We start from the raw sequence: 15,703 nt of genomic DNA, 5'->3' as shown, positions 1-15,703 counted from the left end.
GATGAAACATGTGTTTGAACAGGGAACGTCAGAAAATGTTCTGCTGCTTTTGCACGGAACGGGAGGAAATGAACATGATCTTCTGTCGCTCGGACGTTTTATCGATCCGAACGCAAGTCTGCTCGGGGTCAGAGGATCAGTGTCGGAAAACGGCATGCCCCGTTTTTTTAAGCGGCTGAAAGAAGGCGTATTTGACGAGAAAGATTTAATTGAACGGACGGAAGAATTAAAGAATTTTATTGATGAAGCGGCGCAAATGTACGGATTCAGCAGAGAAAACGTGATTGCTGCCGGCTATTCAAACGGCGCCAATATTGCAGCAAGTCTTTTGTTTCATTATAAAGATGGACTGAAAGGAGCGGTTCTGCATCATCCGATGGTGCCGATACGCGGAGTGAAGCTGCCTGATATGGAAGGGATGCCTGTGTTTATCGGTGCGGGAAAACGCGATCCTCTATGTACAAAAGAAGAATCGGAGGAGCTTTATCAGTGTCTGACAGATGCCCATGCATCCGTTTCTCTTGTTTGGCAGGAGGGCGGTCATCAGCTCACACAGCAGGAAGCAGAGCAGGCACGAACCTGGTACAGTGAGCGATTCCTATAAAAAACCCTTAGTCCGCTTAAGCGGATTAAGGGTTTCTTTCATCTTACAGCCAAGTTGACACTTTAGATACAGGCAGCCGGTTGCTTTTATGCGCCGGCTTAACGGCTTTACCGATTGAAATCAGCATGACGGGCACGAAACGCTCGCTCACGTCGAATTCCTTAACGAATTGCTCTTTATTGAATCCGCCGATCGCGCAAGTGTCGTAGCCTTTTGCTTTAGCGGCAAGCATCAGCTGCATTGCTGCTAAAGAAGCGTTTAAAAATGCTGAATCACGGGCAAACTGATCATTTTGGTATGCACCGTTAATCTGGCCTAAAAGCGTTTGTTTAATCTCTTCTGTGATATTGCCTTGCTCAGCCAGTTCAGCATAAACGTCTTCCCCATTTTCATTTGCTTTTAAATCGCCTAATACGGCAATAACTGCTGATGAATCAATAATCTGTTTTTGATTAAAAGCAACCGGAAGCAGGGCAGCTTTTGCTTCATCACTGTGAAAGACTTGAAAATGCCAATGCTGAAGGTTCCAGGCGGAAGGCGCTTGCGTTGTGATTTCAAGGAGTTCTGTTAATTCCTCTTTTGTAATGACCGCGTCTTTATCGTATTCTTTAACAGATGCGCGTTCTTTTAAAACGTCTAATACGGATGTCATCATGTTTCCTCCTTCGGATAAACGTGTTATCATAATAGAAAAGTTAGAAGCTTACTAAATGTAACTCGAAAACTAATTTTAATGGATCACAAAAAACTTGTCAATTCATAGATGAAGGGATGAACTCACGTGGGATATACAATGTGCCCTAAAATGGAATCCGCTTTTTCTCTTTTGGGAAAGCGCTGGAACGGCCTCATTATCCATGTACTGATGGACGGGCCGAAACGATTTAAAGATATGACCGAAACGATACCGACAATCAGCCAAAAAATGCTCGCGGAGCGGCTCAAAGAGCTGGAACAAAATGAAATTGTCGAGCGTCAGGTGCTGCCTGAAACACCTGTCAAAGTCATTTATAAACTGACTGATAAAGGCTTGGCCCTGCAAGCCGTTTTTCAGGAAATGCAAAAATGGGCAGACAGTTTTTGCGAGCCCGGGGGATCTGCCAACGACACATGTGATGAATAACAAAGGCTGCCCAAGGCAGCCTTTTCTTAATGATCATGTTTACCCGTCATAAAAACCATTAATATCAAAATTGTTCAGATTAAGATTCAAGCCTTTTAATTGCTTTAATAAAGCATCAAATGTAAGGAAATGATCATTTTTACATTCCGCCGGGACATCATTTGGAGAAAATAGTTTCATTCCTCCCTCAATCCACTGTTTCCGGTATAACTGAAATGCCGATTCAATTAAATAATCAGGCGTTACAATAAACCCTAAGCTTACGTCATGGTCCTCGCTGTAGCCGAATTCAAACCCGCAGCAGGGGCAAATATCAATGTTTTTTGATATTCGCCGTTATAAACGGGATTTGTCTCTAATCCTTTAAATCCGCAAAAAAGGATATAACTCACTAACCAACATACATCCCTCTTTTATTCAGTTTGCAATCATTCAGAACAAGCGGGGAGGCCTTTTACAGTTTCCCGGTTAAAAACTGAGCCTCACCAAGCCCGAAGCTCCAATCGGCGTTCCCGTTTTCTGTAATGGAAATCATGATGTCCTCGGGTGATATGCCGCATTCTGTTTTAAGCTGATCAGCCATCAGTTGATATAACGTTTCTTTTTGATGTTCGGTGCGCGCTTTGCTGACAATGCTGATGATGACAAGATCTTTGCTTCTTTTGAAACCGAGCCCGGTATCTTCAATGATAAGCTCATGAGGCCGATGCTGGTGAACGATCTGATAACGGTCCGTTACAGGGACGTCAAAAGCTTTAACCATGGCGTAATGGGCGGTATCCAGTAATTTTTTTAATGCTGCGTCATCCCGGCCTTCAATAACGTCAAAACGAAGTAATGGCATTGTTTTATTCCCCCTGATGGTTTTTTATCATGTCGTAACTTGTAAAAAAGTATAACAGTTAATCAAAATGTAATCAAATTATAACCAAATATTTATACTTTAATGCAATATCACAGAGAGGCACATGTTGTTACAATCGCCCAATCAATTTCCTCATTTTATGAATACGCTTAAGAATAGGCAGACATAAAGGAGGAAAAACATGTACCCTCGTCATGCATTGTATCGCGGGAATTTCGGTCCTGCCGGATTTCCGGCGAGAAGTCCTTTTTTGTTCGGCGCTCCTTTATTCGGCGGATTTTTAGGCGGTCTTCTCGGAGGCGTGATTGCCACAGGTTTTACAAGACCCCGCTATCCGTACGGGTTCGCCGGTTACGGATACGGAGGCGTCCCATACGGCGGTTTCGGGCCGGGAGCCGGCGGTTATCCGCCATTTTATTAAAGAAAAAACGGCCTGCATCGCGCGGGCCGTTTTTTTTATCTTAAAATCTCCACTTCCGATAGATTGTAGTCTTCCTGTTTTGAAAACATAACTTCAATCATCCCGTCTTTATAGACTGCTTTTGTTCCTTTCCGTTTGACGAGGCTCGGAAGGACGATTTCTTTTTTTCCTTCTCCCAGACTGCTGTTCTCTACAACGAGGCTGTGTGACGTATGCTTAATCCTGATACGGTCGAGTTCCTCTTGTTCTGCGGGAATTTTCGCAAAAACATGATCGGATGTTTCAAACAGGTCAATTTCCGGCTTGGGCGGTTCCGCTTCGACCGGATCGGCCTTTTTGGACATTGGGTCGCGAAAAGGGAACTGTCCGGCATAACCGGCGCCGAATACGCTTTCCATCACTCGGTTGACATATGTCTCGACATCTTTCGGATCAGCATTTTTAAACGTTTCTTTAGAGAACTGATTTTGGAAGGGAAAATATCTGTTCCAATCAAACACGGCATCTCACCCTTTCTTAACGGACAACATAGTATATGCCCGCCGGAAGCTTCCCGTGATATAATATAATCTGTTTACAGAAAGGAAGGGGAAGGCCGTGCAAGGGAATAACGCAAGAAAAGGAATCATTTATACCGCTTGTTCTTTCGTCATGTGGGGGCTGTTTCCGGTCTATTGGAAACTTCTTGAACAAATACCCGCATTGGACATTTTAGCTCACCGGATTTTATGGTCATTTGTTTTCATGTGTGTGCTTTTAACTGTGCTTAAGAAGTGGAAAACCGGATGGCGTGAACTGCGTCTTTTGAAATCGGAAGGGGGCCTGCTGGCGCTTTTTTTCGCTTCCGTTTTAATTTCCGTTAATTGGTTTGTGTACATATGGGCCGTCAATCACGGCTTTTTGCTTGAAGCAAGTCTCGGGTACTACATTAATCCGCTCGTTTCCGTTCTTTTGGGCATCCTATTCTTAAAAGAAAAGCTTAACAAGATGCAAACAGCAGCCGTTTCTATTGCCGGGGCGGCCGTGATCATATCTGCGTTTCAATATGGCGCGGTTCCTTATATCGCATTGCTGCTTGCATTCAGCTTCGGCCTGTACGGCTTATGTAAAAAAAGAACCCGCATGTCCAGCACGATCGGACTGACGCTGGAGACGCTTTTGATTACCCCGGCTGCACTTATTTATTTAGGATATACAGCTGACGGGAGCACTTCCGGGTCCTTGGGGGCAGGAACATGGGCGCTCCTATTCTTCGCAGGCGTATTTACGGCCCTGCCGCTGTTGCTGTTTGCAGAGGGGGCAAAGCGTCTGCCGCTGTATCAAGTCGGCATTTTGCAATATATAGCGCCGACCATTACCCTTATGCTCGGCGTATTTGTGTATCATGAACCGTTTTCCGGGCAAAAAGCGTTTACCTTCATTTGTATATGGGCAGCATTGCTTTTGTTTACCTTTTCACAGATAAAATGGAAGCGGCCGATAAAAAGCCGCTAAGCCTTTCGCTTTCCAGCGATAGCTTAAATTATGTATAATCATTACGAGTATGTAAAGGAGCTGTACAATGGGCACTGATAAAGACATAGCAAAAGCCTATCAGGCACTGTGGAATAACCGCACTCTCCCGGCTTCAACTCTTGAAGAAGCGGAGAAGGCAATTGATCTTGAACTGCTTGATCAAAGAACACATCCGAGGCTCCGGAAGTCACCCGAGGAAAAGTTTGCTCTGGCGGTGCAGCGAATTGTAGATTCCCGGCTGCGGCCGATTGAGAAATATGAATTGGTTGAACTACATACGAAGCGTTTGCAATTTTTAAAAGAAGAAAGAGGGGAGCAGCTATGAAAGCGATCATAAAAGAAGATGTGCAAACTTCTTTAGAGCGATATGCCGATCGTCCTGTATATATCCATTTGGAAACAACGACCGGTTCTTATTCAGCGCATCTGAATGAGAAAAACATGACGGTTGTAGCCTATATACGCAATGCAAAAGTGACGTACCATCAGGCGAAAATCAAAGGAAACGGCCCGTACCGCGTCGGTTTGAAAACGGAAGAAGGCTGGATTTACGCAGAAGGTCTGACTGAGTATACAGTAGATGACGAAGACCGTCTGTTAATGGCAGGGCATCTGCCGGGCGGAAAATTGGCGATTTCGCTTCAAATCAGCGAAAAGCCGTTTACAGTTTAAAGAAAAGGGTGAAAATCATGAAAGAACATGTACTCGTCATCCTGCCTCACCCTGATGATGAATCATACGGAGTGGCAGGGCTGATTGCTTTACACAGACAAAAAGATATTCCCGTTACGTATGCATGCGCAACGCTTGGCGAAATGGGCCGGAACATGGGAGATCCTTTTTTCGCGAACCGTGAAACACTGCCGCTGTTAAGAAAACAAGAGCTGATCGACGCATGCAAAGCAATGGACGTTACTGACCTGAGAATGCTCGGGCTTCGTGATAAAACACTTGAATTTGAAGATGACGAGTGGCTCGCTGATATGATGGAAGAGATTATCGACGATGTAAAACCGAGTCTGATTGTCACATTCTATCCGGAGCACGGCGTCCATCCGGATCATGATGCATGCGGCGAAGCGGTTATCAGAGCGCTTTACAGAAAGAAAAAAGAGGACCGCCCGCGCACGCTTTGCATGGCAATCACCCGCAACAGGGAGGAAGCCGTCGGCAAGCCTGATGTTATTCTTGATATTAAAGAGGTTGCCGATATTAAAATGAATGCCTTAAAAGCGCACCGCACCCAAACGGAAGGCATGCTGAGAGAGCTGGAAGAAAAAATAAAAAATAACGAGCCGGTTCTTCAGACATGGTTTGAAGAAGAAGTGTATTGGACATATCCGTGGAAAGACTGATAAAAAAAGGGATAAGGCTGAAATGCCTTATCCCTTTTTTTGTGTCAGATCGGAAGCGATCGCTTCTGCAAGCGAAGACCTTATTGATAAATTTGAAAAACTCAGTCCCAGCTGCACTGCGGTTTGGGCGATTTCAGGACGGATTCCGGATAATGTCGCTTTCACGCCGAGCATTCCGAGTGATTCAATTAAGGTGAAAAGCTGTTGGGCAACCATAGTGTCAATCATGGCTACGCCCGATAAATCAATGTACAGCTGCGTGATGCGCTTCTCTGAACACTGGTGCAGCGTATTCTCCAAGATCATTTTGGCTCTTGCCGTGTCAATATCCCCGATCAGCGGCAGCAGTCCGACATTGTCAAAAAGCACAATTACCGGCGAGCTCAGCTCGGTAATCAATTCTTTTTGCGCTTCAAGCTGAATGTTTGTGTTTTTATACATTTCCTCTATGAAAATATGAATGACCACATCAAAAGATTTAATCAGCGTATGGAATATATCTTCGGCATCTTCTTCTGTCACGGTGTCTGAATAAAGTCTGGTAAACTGCTTGACATGGCCGACATACAAATCACGAACTCTGATAAACTCGCGAATAATATAATGGATGGGAGTTTTTAAATGTTCTTCATCCCGTGCGGCTTCGAACGCCCACTTTTCCAATGCCGCTGTATATACTTCCTTCTCTTCAGAAAAAATCCGATTGAGCTGATAATTAAACGCCAGATTTTGTTTTTTCAGATTCGTGAGTACAGCCGGGTCAGTAGAAGCATAAACAGAATCAGGATCTGTATCATGAAGGGTATCAAACCATGTCTGACTGATGTCCTCCGCCCGTTCAGTTAAATAATCGTACAGCAGTTTATGTTTTGGCATTGCTTCTCCTCCTTTATGAAATCATTTTTTTCACATAATGTTTTTGCAGTTTCATCAGTCTGAAGAATAAACCGGCAGCTCCTGCGGCAAGTCCTGCAATTAACCCGATCCAGTAGCCGTATGCCCCGAGGCCCGTATAAGTGCCGACTGCGTAACCGACCGGAAGCCCGATAATCCAATACGACACAAAAGCCGCGCCGAGTGTATAGTTGACATCCTTATATCCTCTCAGAGCGCCTTGTATCGGAGCTGCTACGGCATCAGAAAGCTGGAAAAACAGCGCATAGATTAAAAAGTGCTGTGTCAACATGAGCACAGCCGGATCTGATGTATACATTCCGGCGATTTGCGGTCTGAACAGTAAAATGAAAGCCGCCGTGCATAAAGAAAAACTAAGCGCCATCACGATCCCGATATAGCTGTATGAGCGGGCATCTCTATAGCGATTTGCGCCTGCTTCAAAGCCGACCAAAATGGTCATGGCCATGGATACGCTGAGCGGCAGCATATACAAGAGGGAAGCAAAATTCATTGCCGCTTGGTGGGCTGCAATCGTCACCGGCTGAAAATGGCTCATAAGCAGTGTGACAGCCGCAAAAATGCTCGTTTCAAAAAATACCGCAAAACCGATAGGCAATCCGATTTTCAAAAGCTTTCTGCATTCAGACGGAGAAAAACGGTACAGTTTCCGAAATACAGAGTACCCGGCAAACGGCTCAAATCTGCAGACGATAAAAAAGCTGATGGCGCAAATACACCAGTAAGTCAGGGCGGAAGCGAGCCCCGCCCCGACTCCTCCCAATGCCGGCATGTTGAATTTCCCGAAAATAAATACATAATTTAAAACAAAATTAATAGGCAATGAGCAAAGCGTAATAAGCATAGTGACTCGCGTTTTGCCGAGTGCATCAATAAACGAGCGCAAAACGGTGTACACAAACAAAGGAAAAATACCGAGGGATAAAAATCCTAAAAAGTGTTTGGCGATCGTCCGGACACGAGGTTCCAGGCCCAAATGTCCCAAGATCATATCAACGGTGAAAAAGCCGATCAGGATAACCGCCGCACTGAGAACGGCCGCTACATAAACGGCCTGGATGACGGAAAACGGCACTTCCTTTTGTCTGCCGGCTCCAAACAGCTGCGAAACAACGGGCGTAACGGCCATTAATATTCCTGCCAGGCCCGTATAAACCGGCGTCCACAGGCTTGAACCAATTGCAACCCCGGCTAAATCGGCAGCGCTCACTTTCCCTGACATCACCGTATCCAAAAAGGTGATCAGGGAAAGGCCCGCCTGTGTGATTAAAATCGGAATGAAGATATGTAACAGCTGTCTGACCTTTTGGCCGATCGTGTTCGTTTCTCTCAAGTTAGGTTCCCCGTTTCTTTATTTTAACGAGAGAAATTATAACATTTTATGTATAAAAAGCAATGAAAGCCGGCCTACTCTTTTTTGTCCGGTTTCGGCTTTTTAAACATCTTGGCATAAATGAATGAAAGTGAAATGACCCCTAAAAAGGTGCAGATATATTGCATCAGCCGTGCGAATTCCATATGATGTGCGCCTCCTTTCATGATTATGGTGCACACAGCGGCGCATATCCATGCGCGCGATGCAGAAAATAAGGGAAAGGAGCTGATGTGACATGCGCCACACTCAAATGACGGAAAGCGCGTTTACCGCTGCCGTTCAAACGTATTTAAAACAAATTACAGAGGATGCCGGAATGATACTGCGGACATTGGATGAAAAAGACCAATGCCTTCTTTGCGAATTAGATGAACTGGGACATACGTTTCAGGAAATGCAGGCTGTCGCTTCGTCGTTTTACCTGCAGTCATATATCGAACATTTTACGCCTTCCTATACAGAGCTGGCGAGGGCTGTGCAGCATCTGGCGGAAGAAAAACACGGAGCGCTGATTGTGATTGAACGTGCAGATCCGCTGGACGGAATGATACAAAAAGGGACCAGCCTGCATGCCGAGATCAGTGCAGCTTTAATTGAGAGTATTTTTTATCCCGGCAATCCGCTTCACGACGGAGCCGTATTGGTCAGAGAAAACCGGGTGGTATCAGCAGCCAATGTGCTTCCGCTCACAACAAAACATGTCGATCTCAAATACGGGACGCGCCACAGGGCCGCGATGGGACTTTCGGCCGTGACTGATGCACTCGTGCTCGTTGTTTCAGAAGAAACGGGAAAAATGTCCTTTGCTAAAGACGGCGGACTGTATCCGCTTGTTTCGCCGCGGGCGCTTCATACGAAATAATAAGAAAATGGGAATATTGTACCCATTTAATATTAATAAGGTGAACATCTTTACCTTTTTCTGTATTGATGTTATCGTTTAAATATACATAAAATTTAAAAGAATAGGGAGTGGAAAGATGGCAAATGTATTGATGATCGGCTTTCCGGGAGAAGGGCATATCAATCCGTCTTTAGGCGTCGTAAAAGAACTGAAGGCAAAAGGGGAACATGTCGTATATTACGGCGTGAAGGAATATGAGAACAAAATCGCGTCAAGCGGAGCGGAATTCCGTGAATATGAAGATTTCCGTAAAGATGAATTCGGAAAAAACGCAACGGGTGATGAACAGCGGGACGCTACCGAGTTTTTGCTATTAATGATTGAGACTTCCAAAAAAGCCGCACTCCGTATTCTTGAGGAAGTAAAAGATGAATCCTACGACTACATCCTGTATGATCATCATTTTCTGGCAGGAAGGCTCGTGAGAAACCAGCTGAAACTGCCGGCATATTCACTTTGTACGACATTTGCAATGAATGAAGCATTTATTAAAGAAGTGTTTTCAAATACAAACCTTGTATCAGAGGAATCATCTCATTATCCGGCTTATACCGAAGCGGTCAGCCGGCTCAATGAAGAATTCAGCGCAGACATTAAAACGCCGTATGATATTTTCTCAAATGACGGCAGAAAAACCATCGTATTTACTTCAAGAGCGTTTCAGCCGAAAGAAGAAGAGTTTGGCGATTCTTATCTCTTTGTCGGTCCGTCCATAACCGAAAGGGCGGCGGCTCAAGATTTCCCGTTTGAACAGCTTGAAGGAGAAAAAGTCCTGTTTATTTCCATGGGTACGATTTTTAACAATCAGAAGGAATTGTTTAATAAATGCTTAAAAGCGGTCAGAAACTTTAACGGAAAAGCCGTCATGTCAATCGGCAAACATCTTGATCCGGCGGAGCTTGATGAAATTCCTGAGAATGTCATTGTCAAGCCTTATGTTCCGCAGCTTGAGATCCTGAAGAGAGCGGACTTATTTATCACTCACGGCGGAATGAACAGTACGAGCGAGGGGCTTTACTACAAAACCCCGATGATCGTCATTCCGATGGGCGCAGATCAGTTCGCCGTCGGAAGCCAAGTGGAAAACACGGGCGCGGGCAAAATGTTTAAAAAAGAAGATGTAACAGCGGAACTGCTTACTGAAGCAATAAAAGAATTGAGCGAAAATCCTGAATATCAGACAAAAGCTTCTGAAATCGGAGAATCCCTGAAAGCGGCCGGCGGAGCACAGCGTGCAGCGGAATTGATAGCAGAAGACGTGAAAACTGCCGAGACCCGGGTTCTGTAATCAGCCCTCACCCGCTTCCTTTAAAGGAAGCGGGCTTTTTTTGATTGTTTTTCGGGAGGATTTTTCACGCCGTAAAGAGAATTGTATGAAAAACAGACAAGAAAGGTGGAATGTCGCGGAAAAAAGCCATGTTATGAAAATGATTCCAAAGTCTTTTGTGAAATGTTCTCAATTTATGTAAAATGTGTGGCATTGGTGATGATCTAAGGCCAAATGAATCGGAATTAATGTCGACTTCTGAATGAATCCTGCATAACAGGCGGCGTCCAAAGAAAAGGAACGTCCCTTTCAGCAATGATAAATAGGAGGTTTTTCGTTATATGAAGAAAAAAATCGCAGCCGGACTGGCTGTATCTGCAGTAATGACTTCAACCTTCGCCGTGCATCCCGCTGAAGCAAAAACCATTCAAGTAAAAAGCGGCGACTCTCTTTGGAAGCTTTCCCGGCAATATCATACAAGTATTTCAGCCCTGCAGGCGGAAAATAAACTGAAATCAACGATACTCCACCCAGGACAGCGGCTGCACATTCCCGACGGCAGCGGCACACATAAAACGGGGCAAAAGGGAAAACGAAGCACGGGTGCCTACACAGTTACATACGGAGACTCGTTATGGGTGATCGCAAAAAAATACAAAATGAGCGTTTCTGAGCTGAGAAGCCTGAACCGTTTGAGTTCAGATGTCATCTATCCTGGCCAGAAACTGAAAATTAAAGGGTCTGCCGGCGGCACGGACGGAGGCGGCAGACAGACAAAGCCTGATAAAGGCGCATCAGGGACTTACACTGTGAAGCCGGGTGACTCGCTGTGGAAAATCGCCAATCAAACCGGGATCACCATCGCCGAACTGAAAAAGCTGAATCAATTAACATCAGACATGCTGTATCCGAATCAAGTGTTAAAGATCAAAGGTTCTTCACATAACGGAAACAGCGGCACAACACCGCCATCTCATTCAAACCCTTCTGAGAAGCCATCCACTTACAAAGTAAAAGCAGGCGATTCCCTCTGGAAAATTGCTAATCGGTTCGGCATCACCGCTCAGCTCATCAGAGAAAAAAATAAATTGACAACTGATGTGCTTCAAATCGGACAAGTTCTGGTGATTAACGGAACGGGAAAAACAGAAGATCCTGTGCGGCAGCCGGATAACAAACCGGCAAAACCAAACAAGCCGAATACTCCCGAACCTCCGGTGACAGGGTCAAAGATTGACAGAATGATAGGCGAGGCGAAAAAACATGTCGGCGTGCCTTACCGCTGGGGAGGCAATACGCCTGCGGGCTTCGATTGCAGCGGTTACATCTATTACCTTTTAAATAAGGTAAGCTCTGTTTCCCGTCTGAGCACGGCCGGATATTGGAATACGATGAAACATATCAGCCAGCCGTCAGCAGGCGACTTTGTCTTCTTTACGACATATAAAGCGGGCCCTTCTCATATGGGGATGTATTTAGGCGGAGGAGATTTTATTCACGCAAGCTCCTCCGGGGTTGAAGTTTCAAACTTAAGCAATCCGTATTGGAAAAAAGCTTATTTAGGAGCGCGCAGTTATTTTTAAAAAAAGCCTTTCGGGGCTTTTTTTGTTTACCATTTTCACGTTTTGACAAGACTGATGGGTAAAAAAATAAGGGGGAGGAAGCATGAATCGTCTCTTGCTTTTTCTCATGCTCGTATCAATTACGCTTTGCGGCTGCGGGGGGAGACCCGCTCCTGTTCCGCCCAAAAAACATGGGGAAAGCCGCGCATTGGAAGCATCTGCATACCGTGAGCATGCCGGACTCATCAATCAAAACGGAAAAACGATCGGATATATCGAAGTGAGGGAATCTGATGATGAAGGGTCAGACATTCATATATCAGCGGGGCATCTGCCGCCCGGCACTTCTCTCGGGTTTCATATTTATGAAAAAGGGACATGTCAGGCACCTGATTTCGAATCAGCCGGCGGTCCGTTCAACCCTTTGAACAAAGAACACGGCTTCAACAATCCGATGGGTCATCACGCCGGGGATCTCCCCAATCTTGAAGTGGGGGCTGATGGTAAAGTGGATGTCATTATGAACGCGCCGCAAACTTCATTAAAAGAAGGGAGCAGACTCAGCCTGCTCGACCGGGACGGAAGCGCGTTCGTCATTCATGAACATACGGACGATTATTTGACAAACCCGAGCGGAAATTCCGGAGCCAGAATCGCCTGCGCTCCCCTGACAAAAAGCGCCCGCAGGGAATGAGCCCTTTTGTATTGAGTATACAAGGGCTTTTTTAGTATACTCGGTTATGGAATACAAATGGAAAGGAAACATCACCTATGACTTCAGAATTACAGCACCTATCACTTCCGGAAGATATACAAAACAAACTGCAGGCTTATCAAAATCATCCCGTTTCCCAAGAATTCCGGGATTTAATCGGATCATCAGGCTATGAGGCCGAAGATAAAGCGATTGTATTCGATGCCGTCATTGCTTTGACTATGGGAAAAAATATCTTATTAAAAGGACCGACGGGTTCAGGGAAAACTAAATTGGCGGAAACGCTTTCGAACTATTTTCATAAACCGATGCACAGCGTCAACTGCTCCGTAGACCTCGATGCAGAAGCGCTTGTCGGCTATAAAACGATTGAAAATGAACAGGGACAGGCGACAATTGAATTCGTTCCCGGACCTGTAACAACCGCAATGAACGAGGGACATTTTTTATACATTGACGAAATCAATATGGCAAAGCCTGAAACCCTTCCGATTCTAAACGGCGTGCTAGATTACAGAAAAATGATGACAAATCCCTTTACAGGAGAAGTGATTAAGGCAAGCGAAGGATTCGGTGTTATCGCCGCGATTAATGAAGGCTACGTCGGCACCGTTCCGCTGAACGAAGCCCTTAAAAACCGTTTTGTCATCATTGATGTTCCGTATATTAAAGGAAGCCTCCTGAAGCAGGTGCTGACCTCTCAGTCTGTCTTAAAAGATGAGAAATTAATTGAGCGCTTTATGACGCTGTCTTCTGATTTAATCGCACAAGCGCATAACGGACAAGTGTCAGAAGAAGCGGCGTCCATCAGGGCTCTCATTGATACGTGCGACTTGGCTGCGTACATCCCGCCGAAACGGGCGATTGAAAGAGGCATCGTAGAAAAACTTGACGATGACAGGGAAAAAGCCGCTGTCAGAAATATTGCAGAAACGCTGTTCGAATGAGGGATATACAATGAAGTTTATCAAATTTAATGACAGCACGATTGATTCGTTTTTGTTCATGATGCTGACTGATCTGGCCAAAACACTGACCAGAAGCAGTGAAGTTGAAGTGGAATACGGCGTGCAGTCTTACTACAATCCCTTTGAAAAGAAAATTTACATGAGCCACTTTTGGAAAGACCGATCAGCCGGGGATATGGAAGCCGGCCTGAAAAGCGATGTCTATTTGCGCGCTGTCGGAACACGCAGCAGCTCATTTCGGGAATTTGCGGGGTTTTTAAATGACGTTCACCGGCATTTCACCCGCCAAAGCTTTGCCAAGCAGCTGTTTATGCTGCTTGAGGATATCAGAATTGAAGAGCTGATCAAAAAAGAACGGCCGGGAACGAAACGTGTTTTTCAGAAGCGGAGGGAGATGTACAGGAAATATTTCACGACGCAGCTGACATTGAATTTAGAACGGAGCATTTTCACCGACGCTTTGTATTGCGCGATGTTTGTCAAGCTGACGGCTGAGTCTCCGCTTGAAGGCATTCCTTCCATGCATGAACATATTGATATGATGATACCGTATATTGAACGTCAGCTCATCCGGGTGTATGAGGCGGATTCTACGGAACAAATCGCAAAAATAACGGAAGACCTCATGGAAGGCCTTGATGAAGTGCTTGAGAAAGATATGCTGAACACGTACTTTTTTCTGCCGGAACTTGATTACGAAAAAGCGGCTGAAGAGCCTTTATTCGAAAGTGTAAAAAAAGCGCCTTCGTTAAGTGACGATCTCACGCTCCCTGAGTCTTCCGACGGAGATGAAGAAATCCTTGAAGAGAAAATGAATACGTGGCACCGGGAAACCGAAGCGCCGTCAAAAAGTTTCCTTCAATTTGATATTGAGCACGGCGCGAAATCAGATCTTGGGAAAGACGCGGCCAGAGAAGGCGATGACGGTGACCAGGCGCTCGGCTCCGTTCAAGGTTCCGCACGTCAGACGAAAAGAGAGGATTACTCCAAACTGGAAGCGCTTGAATCCATTCAGGATGAACATGAGGGCGCGGGGCTGGCTGACGGAAAAGAAAACAAATTTGCCTTCCCGGTTTATCAAACGCCTCATAAAGCGTCTCCTGAAGAGGAGCAGTCTTATAAAGAACAGGCAAAAACGATAGAATCATATCAAAAACGCCTGAAGCAGATGATACAAAAAACACTTGAGCACAAAAAGACGCTCCCGCGGACCGACCTTCACGCAGGCCGGCTGAATCGCAAACTGATCCGCTATTTTACGGAGCGGAACCCGCGCCTTTTCTTTAAAAAGCAGGACCCGTCTTCAGACATTGACGCCGTTTTTACATTGCTTGTCGATTGTTCGGCCAGCATGTTCGACAAAATGGATGAAACAAAAAGAGGGATCGTTCTTTTTCATGAAGCCTTGAAATCAGTGTCCGTACCGCACCAGATCGTCGGATTTTGGGAGGATACGAACGAAGCGACTGAAACGAGCCAGCCGAATTTCTTCAATACCGTCATTCCGTTTGAAGAGTCGCTGCTGCAGGCGGCGGGTCCGCTGATCATGCAGCTTGCGCCTGAAGAAGATAACAGAGACGGATACGCCATCAGACAAATGACGAAACAGCTGATGCGGCGGAGTGAGGCGCAAAAATTTTTAATCGTGTTTTCAGACGGAGAGCCGGCAGCATTCGGATACGAACAAAACGGCATCGTCGATACGAGCGAGGCTGTCATCGAAGCGAGAAAAAAAGGGATAGAAGTCATAAATGTTTTTCTGTCCAATACTGCAATAGAGGAATCACAGATGAAAACCATTCAGGATATGTACGGAAAGTACAGTATTTTTGTTCCGGATGTCGATCAGCTGCCCGATGTGCTGTATCCGCTCTTGAAAAAACTGCTTCATAAAAGCATAGGATAGGCTTTTTCCTATGCTTTTTCGCTTTTTATTTTAAAATGATTTAATTTTTTCGGTATTGATCTGTTTTTTTTACTATTTTGTGAACAATCAAGGTAGAATCCAAACGCAATCAGTGGTAAAATATCCTTGGAAGCGTTTTTATTACATAATTTTGGGCACAGCGTTCAAAAGTTATTTCAAGATAGTGAATTGATCACTTGATTATCTA

The 15,703-nt window shown here is 45.2% G+C and carries 18 protein-coding genes and 1 pseudogene; 13 read left to right on the top strand and 6 right to left on the bottom strand.

The annotated features are described in order from the left end of the window. Position 1: 1 nt before the first annotated feature. The gene (locus NSQ37_RS16570) at positions 2-604 is read left to right on the top strand and encodes an alpha/beta hydrolase (protein WP_341124224.1); all 603 of its coding nucleotides are present in this window, start codon (positions 2-4) and stop codon (positions 602-604) included. Between the two features lie 43 nt (positions 605-647). Here the strand turns inward: NSQ37_RS16570 and NSQ37_RS16565 are convergent, their stop codons facing one another. Beyond that, a complete protein-coding gene (locus NSQ37_RS16565) occupies positions 648-1,256 on the bottom strand; it encodes a nitroreductase family protein (protein ID WP_003153727.1) in 609 nt (202 codons plus the stop codon). A 129-nt stretch (positions 1,257-1,385) separates the two neighbouring features. Between NSQ37_RS16565 and NSQ37_RS16560 the strand changes: the two genes are divergently transcribed. Next, the gene (locus NSQ37_RS16560; RefSeq protein ID WP_012117759.1) at positions 1,386-1,727 is read left to right on the top strand and encodes a winged helix-turn-helix transcriptional regulator; all 342 of its coding nucleotides are present in this window, start codon (positions 1,386-1,388) and stop codon (positions 1,725-1,727) included. A 39-nt stretch (positions 1,728-1,766) separates the two neighbouring features. On the opposite strand, the pseudogene NSQ37_RS16555 reads toward NSQ37_RS16560, so the two are convergent. Further along, positions 1,767-2,119 (bottom strand): annotated as a pseudogene (locus NSQ37_RS16555) (hypothetical protein). 62 nt (positions 2,120-2,181) lie between these two features. Further along, complete coding sequence (locus NSQ37_RS16550) at positions 2,182-2,571, bottom strand: tautomerase family protein (protein ID WP_015240015.1); 390 nt, start codon at positions 2,569-2,571, stop codon at positions 2,182-2,184. A 202-nt stretch (positions 2,572-2,773) separates the two neighbouring features. On the opposite strand from NSQ37_RS16550, the gene NSQ37_RS16545 reads away from it, so the two are divergent. Next, positions 2,774-3,013, top strand: coding sequence for a hypothetical protein (locus tag NSQ37_RS16545; protein WP_003153736.1), 240 nt, complete (start codon positions 2,774-2,776; stop codon positions 3,011-3,013). Positions 3,014-3,048: 35 nt separating this feature from the next. Here the strand turns inward: NSQ37_RS16545 and NSQ37_RS16540 are convergent, their stop codons facing one another. Then, a complete protein-coding gene (locus NSQ37_RS16540) occupies positions 3,049-3,513 on the bottom strand; it encodes a hypothetical protein (RefSeq protein ID WP_003153738.1) in 465 nt (154 codons plus the stop codon). A 97-nt stretch (positions 3,514-3,610) separates the two neighbouring features. Here NSQ37_RS16540 and rarD point away from each other — a divergent pair, with 97 nt between their 5' ends. The 4 genes from rarD (at position 3,611) to bshB2 (ending at position 5,883) form a co-directional block, all read left to right on the top strand. Next, complete coding sequence (gene rarD, locus NSQ37_RS16535) at positions 3,611-4,507, top strand: EamA family transporter RarD (RefSeq protein WP_007407959.1); 897 nt, start codon at positions 3,611-3,613, stop codon at positions 4,505-4,507. Positions 4,508-4,574: 67 nt separating this feature from the next. After that, positions 4,575-4,853 carry a hypothetical protein gene (locus NSQ37_RS16530; RefSeq protein ID WP_003153742.1) on the top strand — a complete coding sequence of 93 codons (279 nt, stop codon included), beginning with the start codon at positions 4,575-4,577 and terminating at the stop codon, positions 4,851-4,853. After that, a complete protein-coding gene (locus NSQ37_RS16525) occupies positions 4,850-5,200 on the top strand; it encodes a YojF family protein (RefSeq protein WP_007611980.1) in 351 nt (116 codons plus the stop codon). Before NSQ37_RS16530 ends, NSQ37_RS16525 begins: the two co-directional genes overlap by 4 nt. Positions 5,201-5,217: 17 nt before the next feature. Beyond that, complete coding sequence (gene bshB2 / locus NSQ37_RS16520; protein ID WP_007407961.1) at positions 5,218-5,883, top strand: bacillithiol biosynthesis deacetylase BshB2; 666 nt, start codon at positions 5,218-5,220, stop codon at positions 5,881-5,883. A gap of 27 nt (positions 5,884-5,910) precedes the next feature. On the opposite strand, the gene NSQ37_RS16515 is transcribed toward bshB2, so the two are convergent. Together NSQ37_RS16515 and NSQ37_RS16510 are read right to left on the bottom strand one after the other, a co-directional pair. Further along, entirely contained in the window at positions 5,911-6,759 is an 849-nt protein-coding gene (locus tag NSQ37_RS16515; protein WP_015240014.1) for an STAS domain-containing protein, read from the bottom strand. Between the two features lie 13 nt (positions 6,760-6,772). Next, complete coding sequence (locus tag NSQ37_RS16510; RefSeq protein ID WP_341124216.1) at positions 6,773-8,131, bottom strand: MATE family efflux transporter; 1,359 nt, start codon at positions 8,129-8,131, stop codon at positions 6,773-6,775. A 277-nt stretch (positions 8,132-8,408) separates the two neighbouring features. Between NSQ37_RS16510 and cdaS the strand changes: the two genes are divergently transcribed. The 6 genes from cdaS (at position 8,409) to NSQ37_RS16480 (ending at position 15,495) form a co-directional block, all read left to right on the top strand. Further along, positions 8,409-9,035, top strand: a complete 627-nt coding sequence (cdaS, locus tag NSQ37_RS16505) for a sporulation-specific diadenylate cyclase CdaS (RefSeq protein WP_007407964.1) — start codon at positions 8,409-8,411, stop codon at positions 9,033-9,035. A gap of 118 nt (positions 9,036-9,153) precedes the next feature. Continuing rightward, entirely contained in the window at positions 9,154-10,365 is a 1,212-nt protein-coding gene (locus tag NSQ37_RS16500) for a macrolide family glycosyltransferase (RefSeq protein ID WP_007407965.1), read from the top strand. A gap of 320 nt (positions 10,366-10,685) precedes the next feature. Beyond that, positions 10,686-11,927, top strand: a complete 1,242-nt coding sequence (locus NSQ37_RS16495) for a C40 family peptidase (RefSeq protein WP_032869970.1) — start codon at positions 10,686-10,688, stop codon at positions 11,925-11,927. 82 nt (positions 11,928-12,009) lie between these two features. Next, positions 12,010-12,600: a superoxide dismutase family protein gene (locus tag NSQ37_RS16490; RefSeq protein ID WP_012117752.1), complete on the top strand. Its 591-nt coding sequence runs from the start codon at positions 12,010-12,012 to the stop codon at positions 12,598-12,600. A gap of 77 nt (positions 12,601-12,677) precedes the next feature. Continuing rightward, entirely contained in the window at positions 12,678-13,568 is an 891-nt protein-coding gene (locus NSQ37_RS16485) for an AAA family ATPase (RefSeq protein WP_003153758.1), read from the top strand. Positions 13,569-13,578: 10 nt separating this feature from the next. Then, positions 13,579-15,495, top strand: coding sequence for a vWA domain-containing protein (locus NSQ37_RS16480; protein ID WP_012117751.1), 1,917 nt, complete (start codon positions 13,579-13,581; stop codon positions 15,493-15,495). Positions 15,496-15,703 lie beyond the last annotated feature (208 nt).

The organism is Bacillus sp. FSL P4-0334, assembly GCF_038004825.1.
GTDB lineage: Bacteria > Bacillota > Bacilli > Bacillales > Bacillaceae > Bacillus > Bacillus velezensis.
This window is presented reverse-complemented; position numbering and strand designations above follow the sequence as displayed.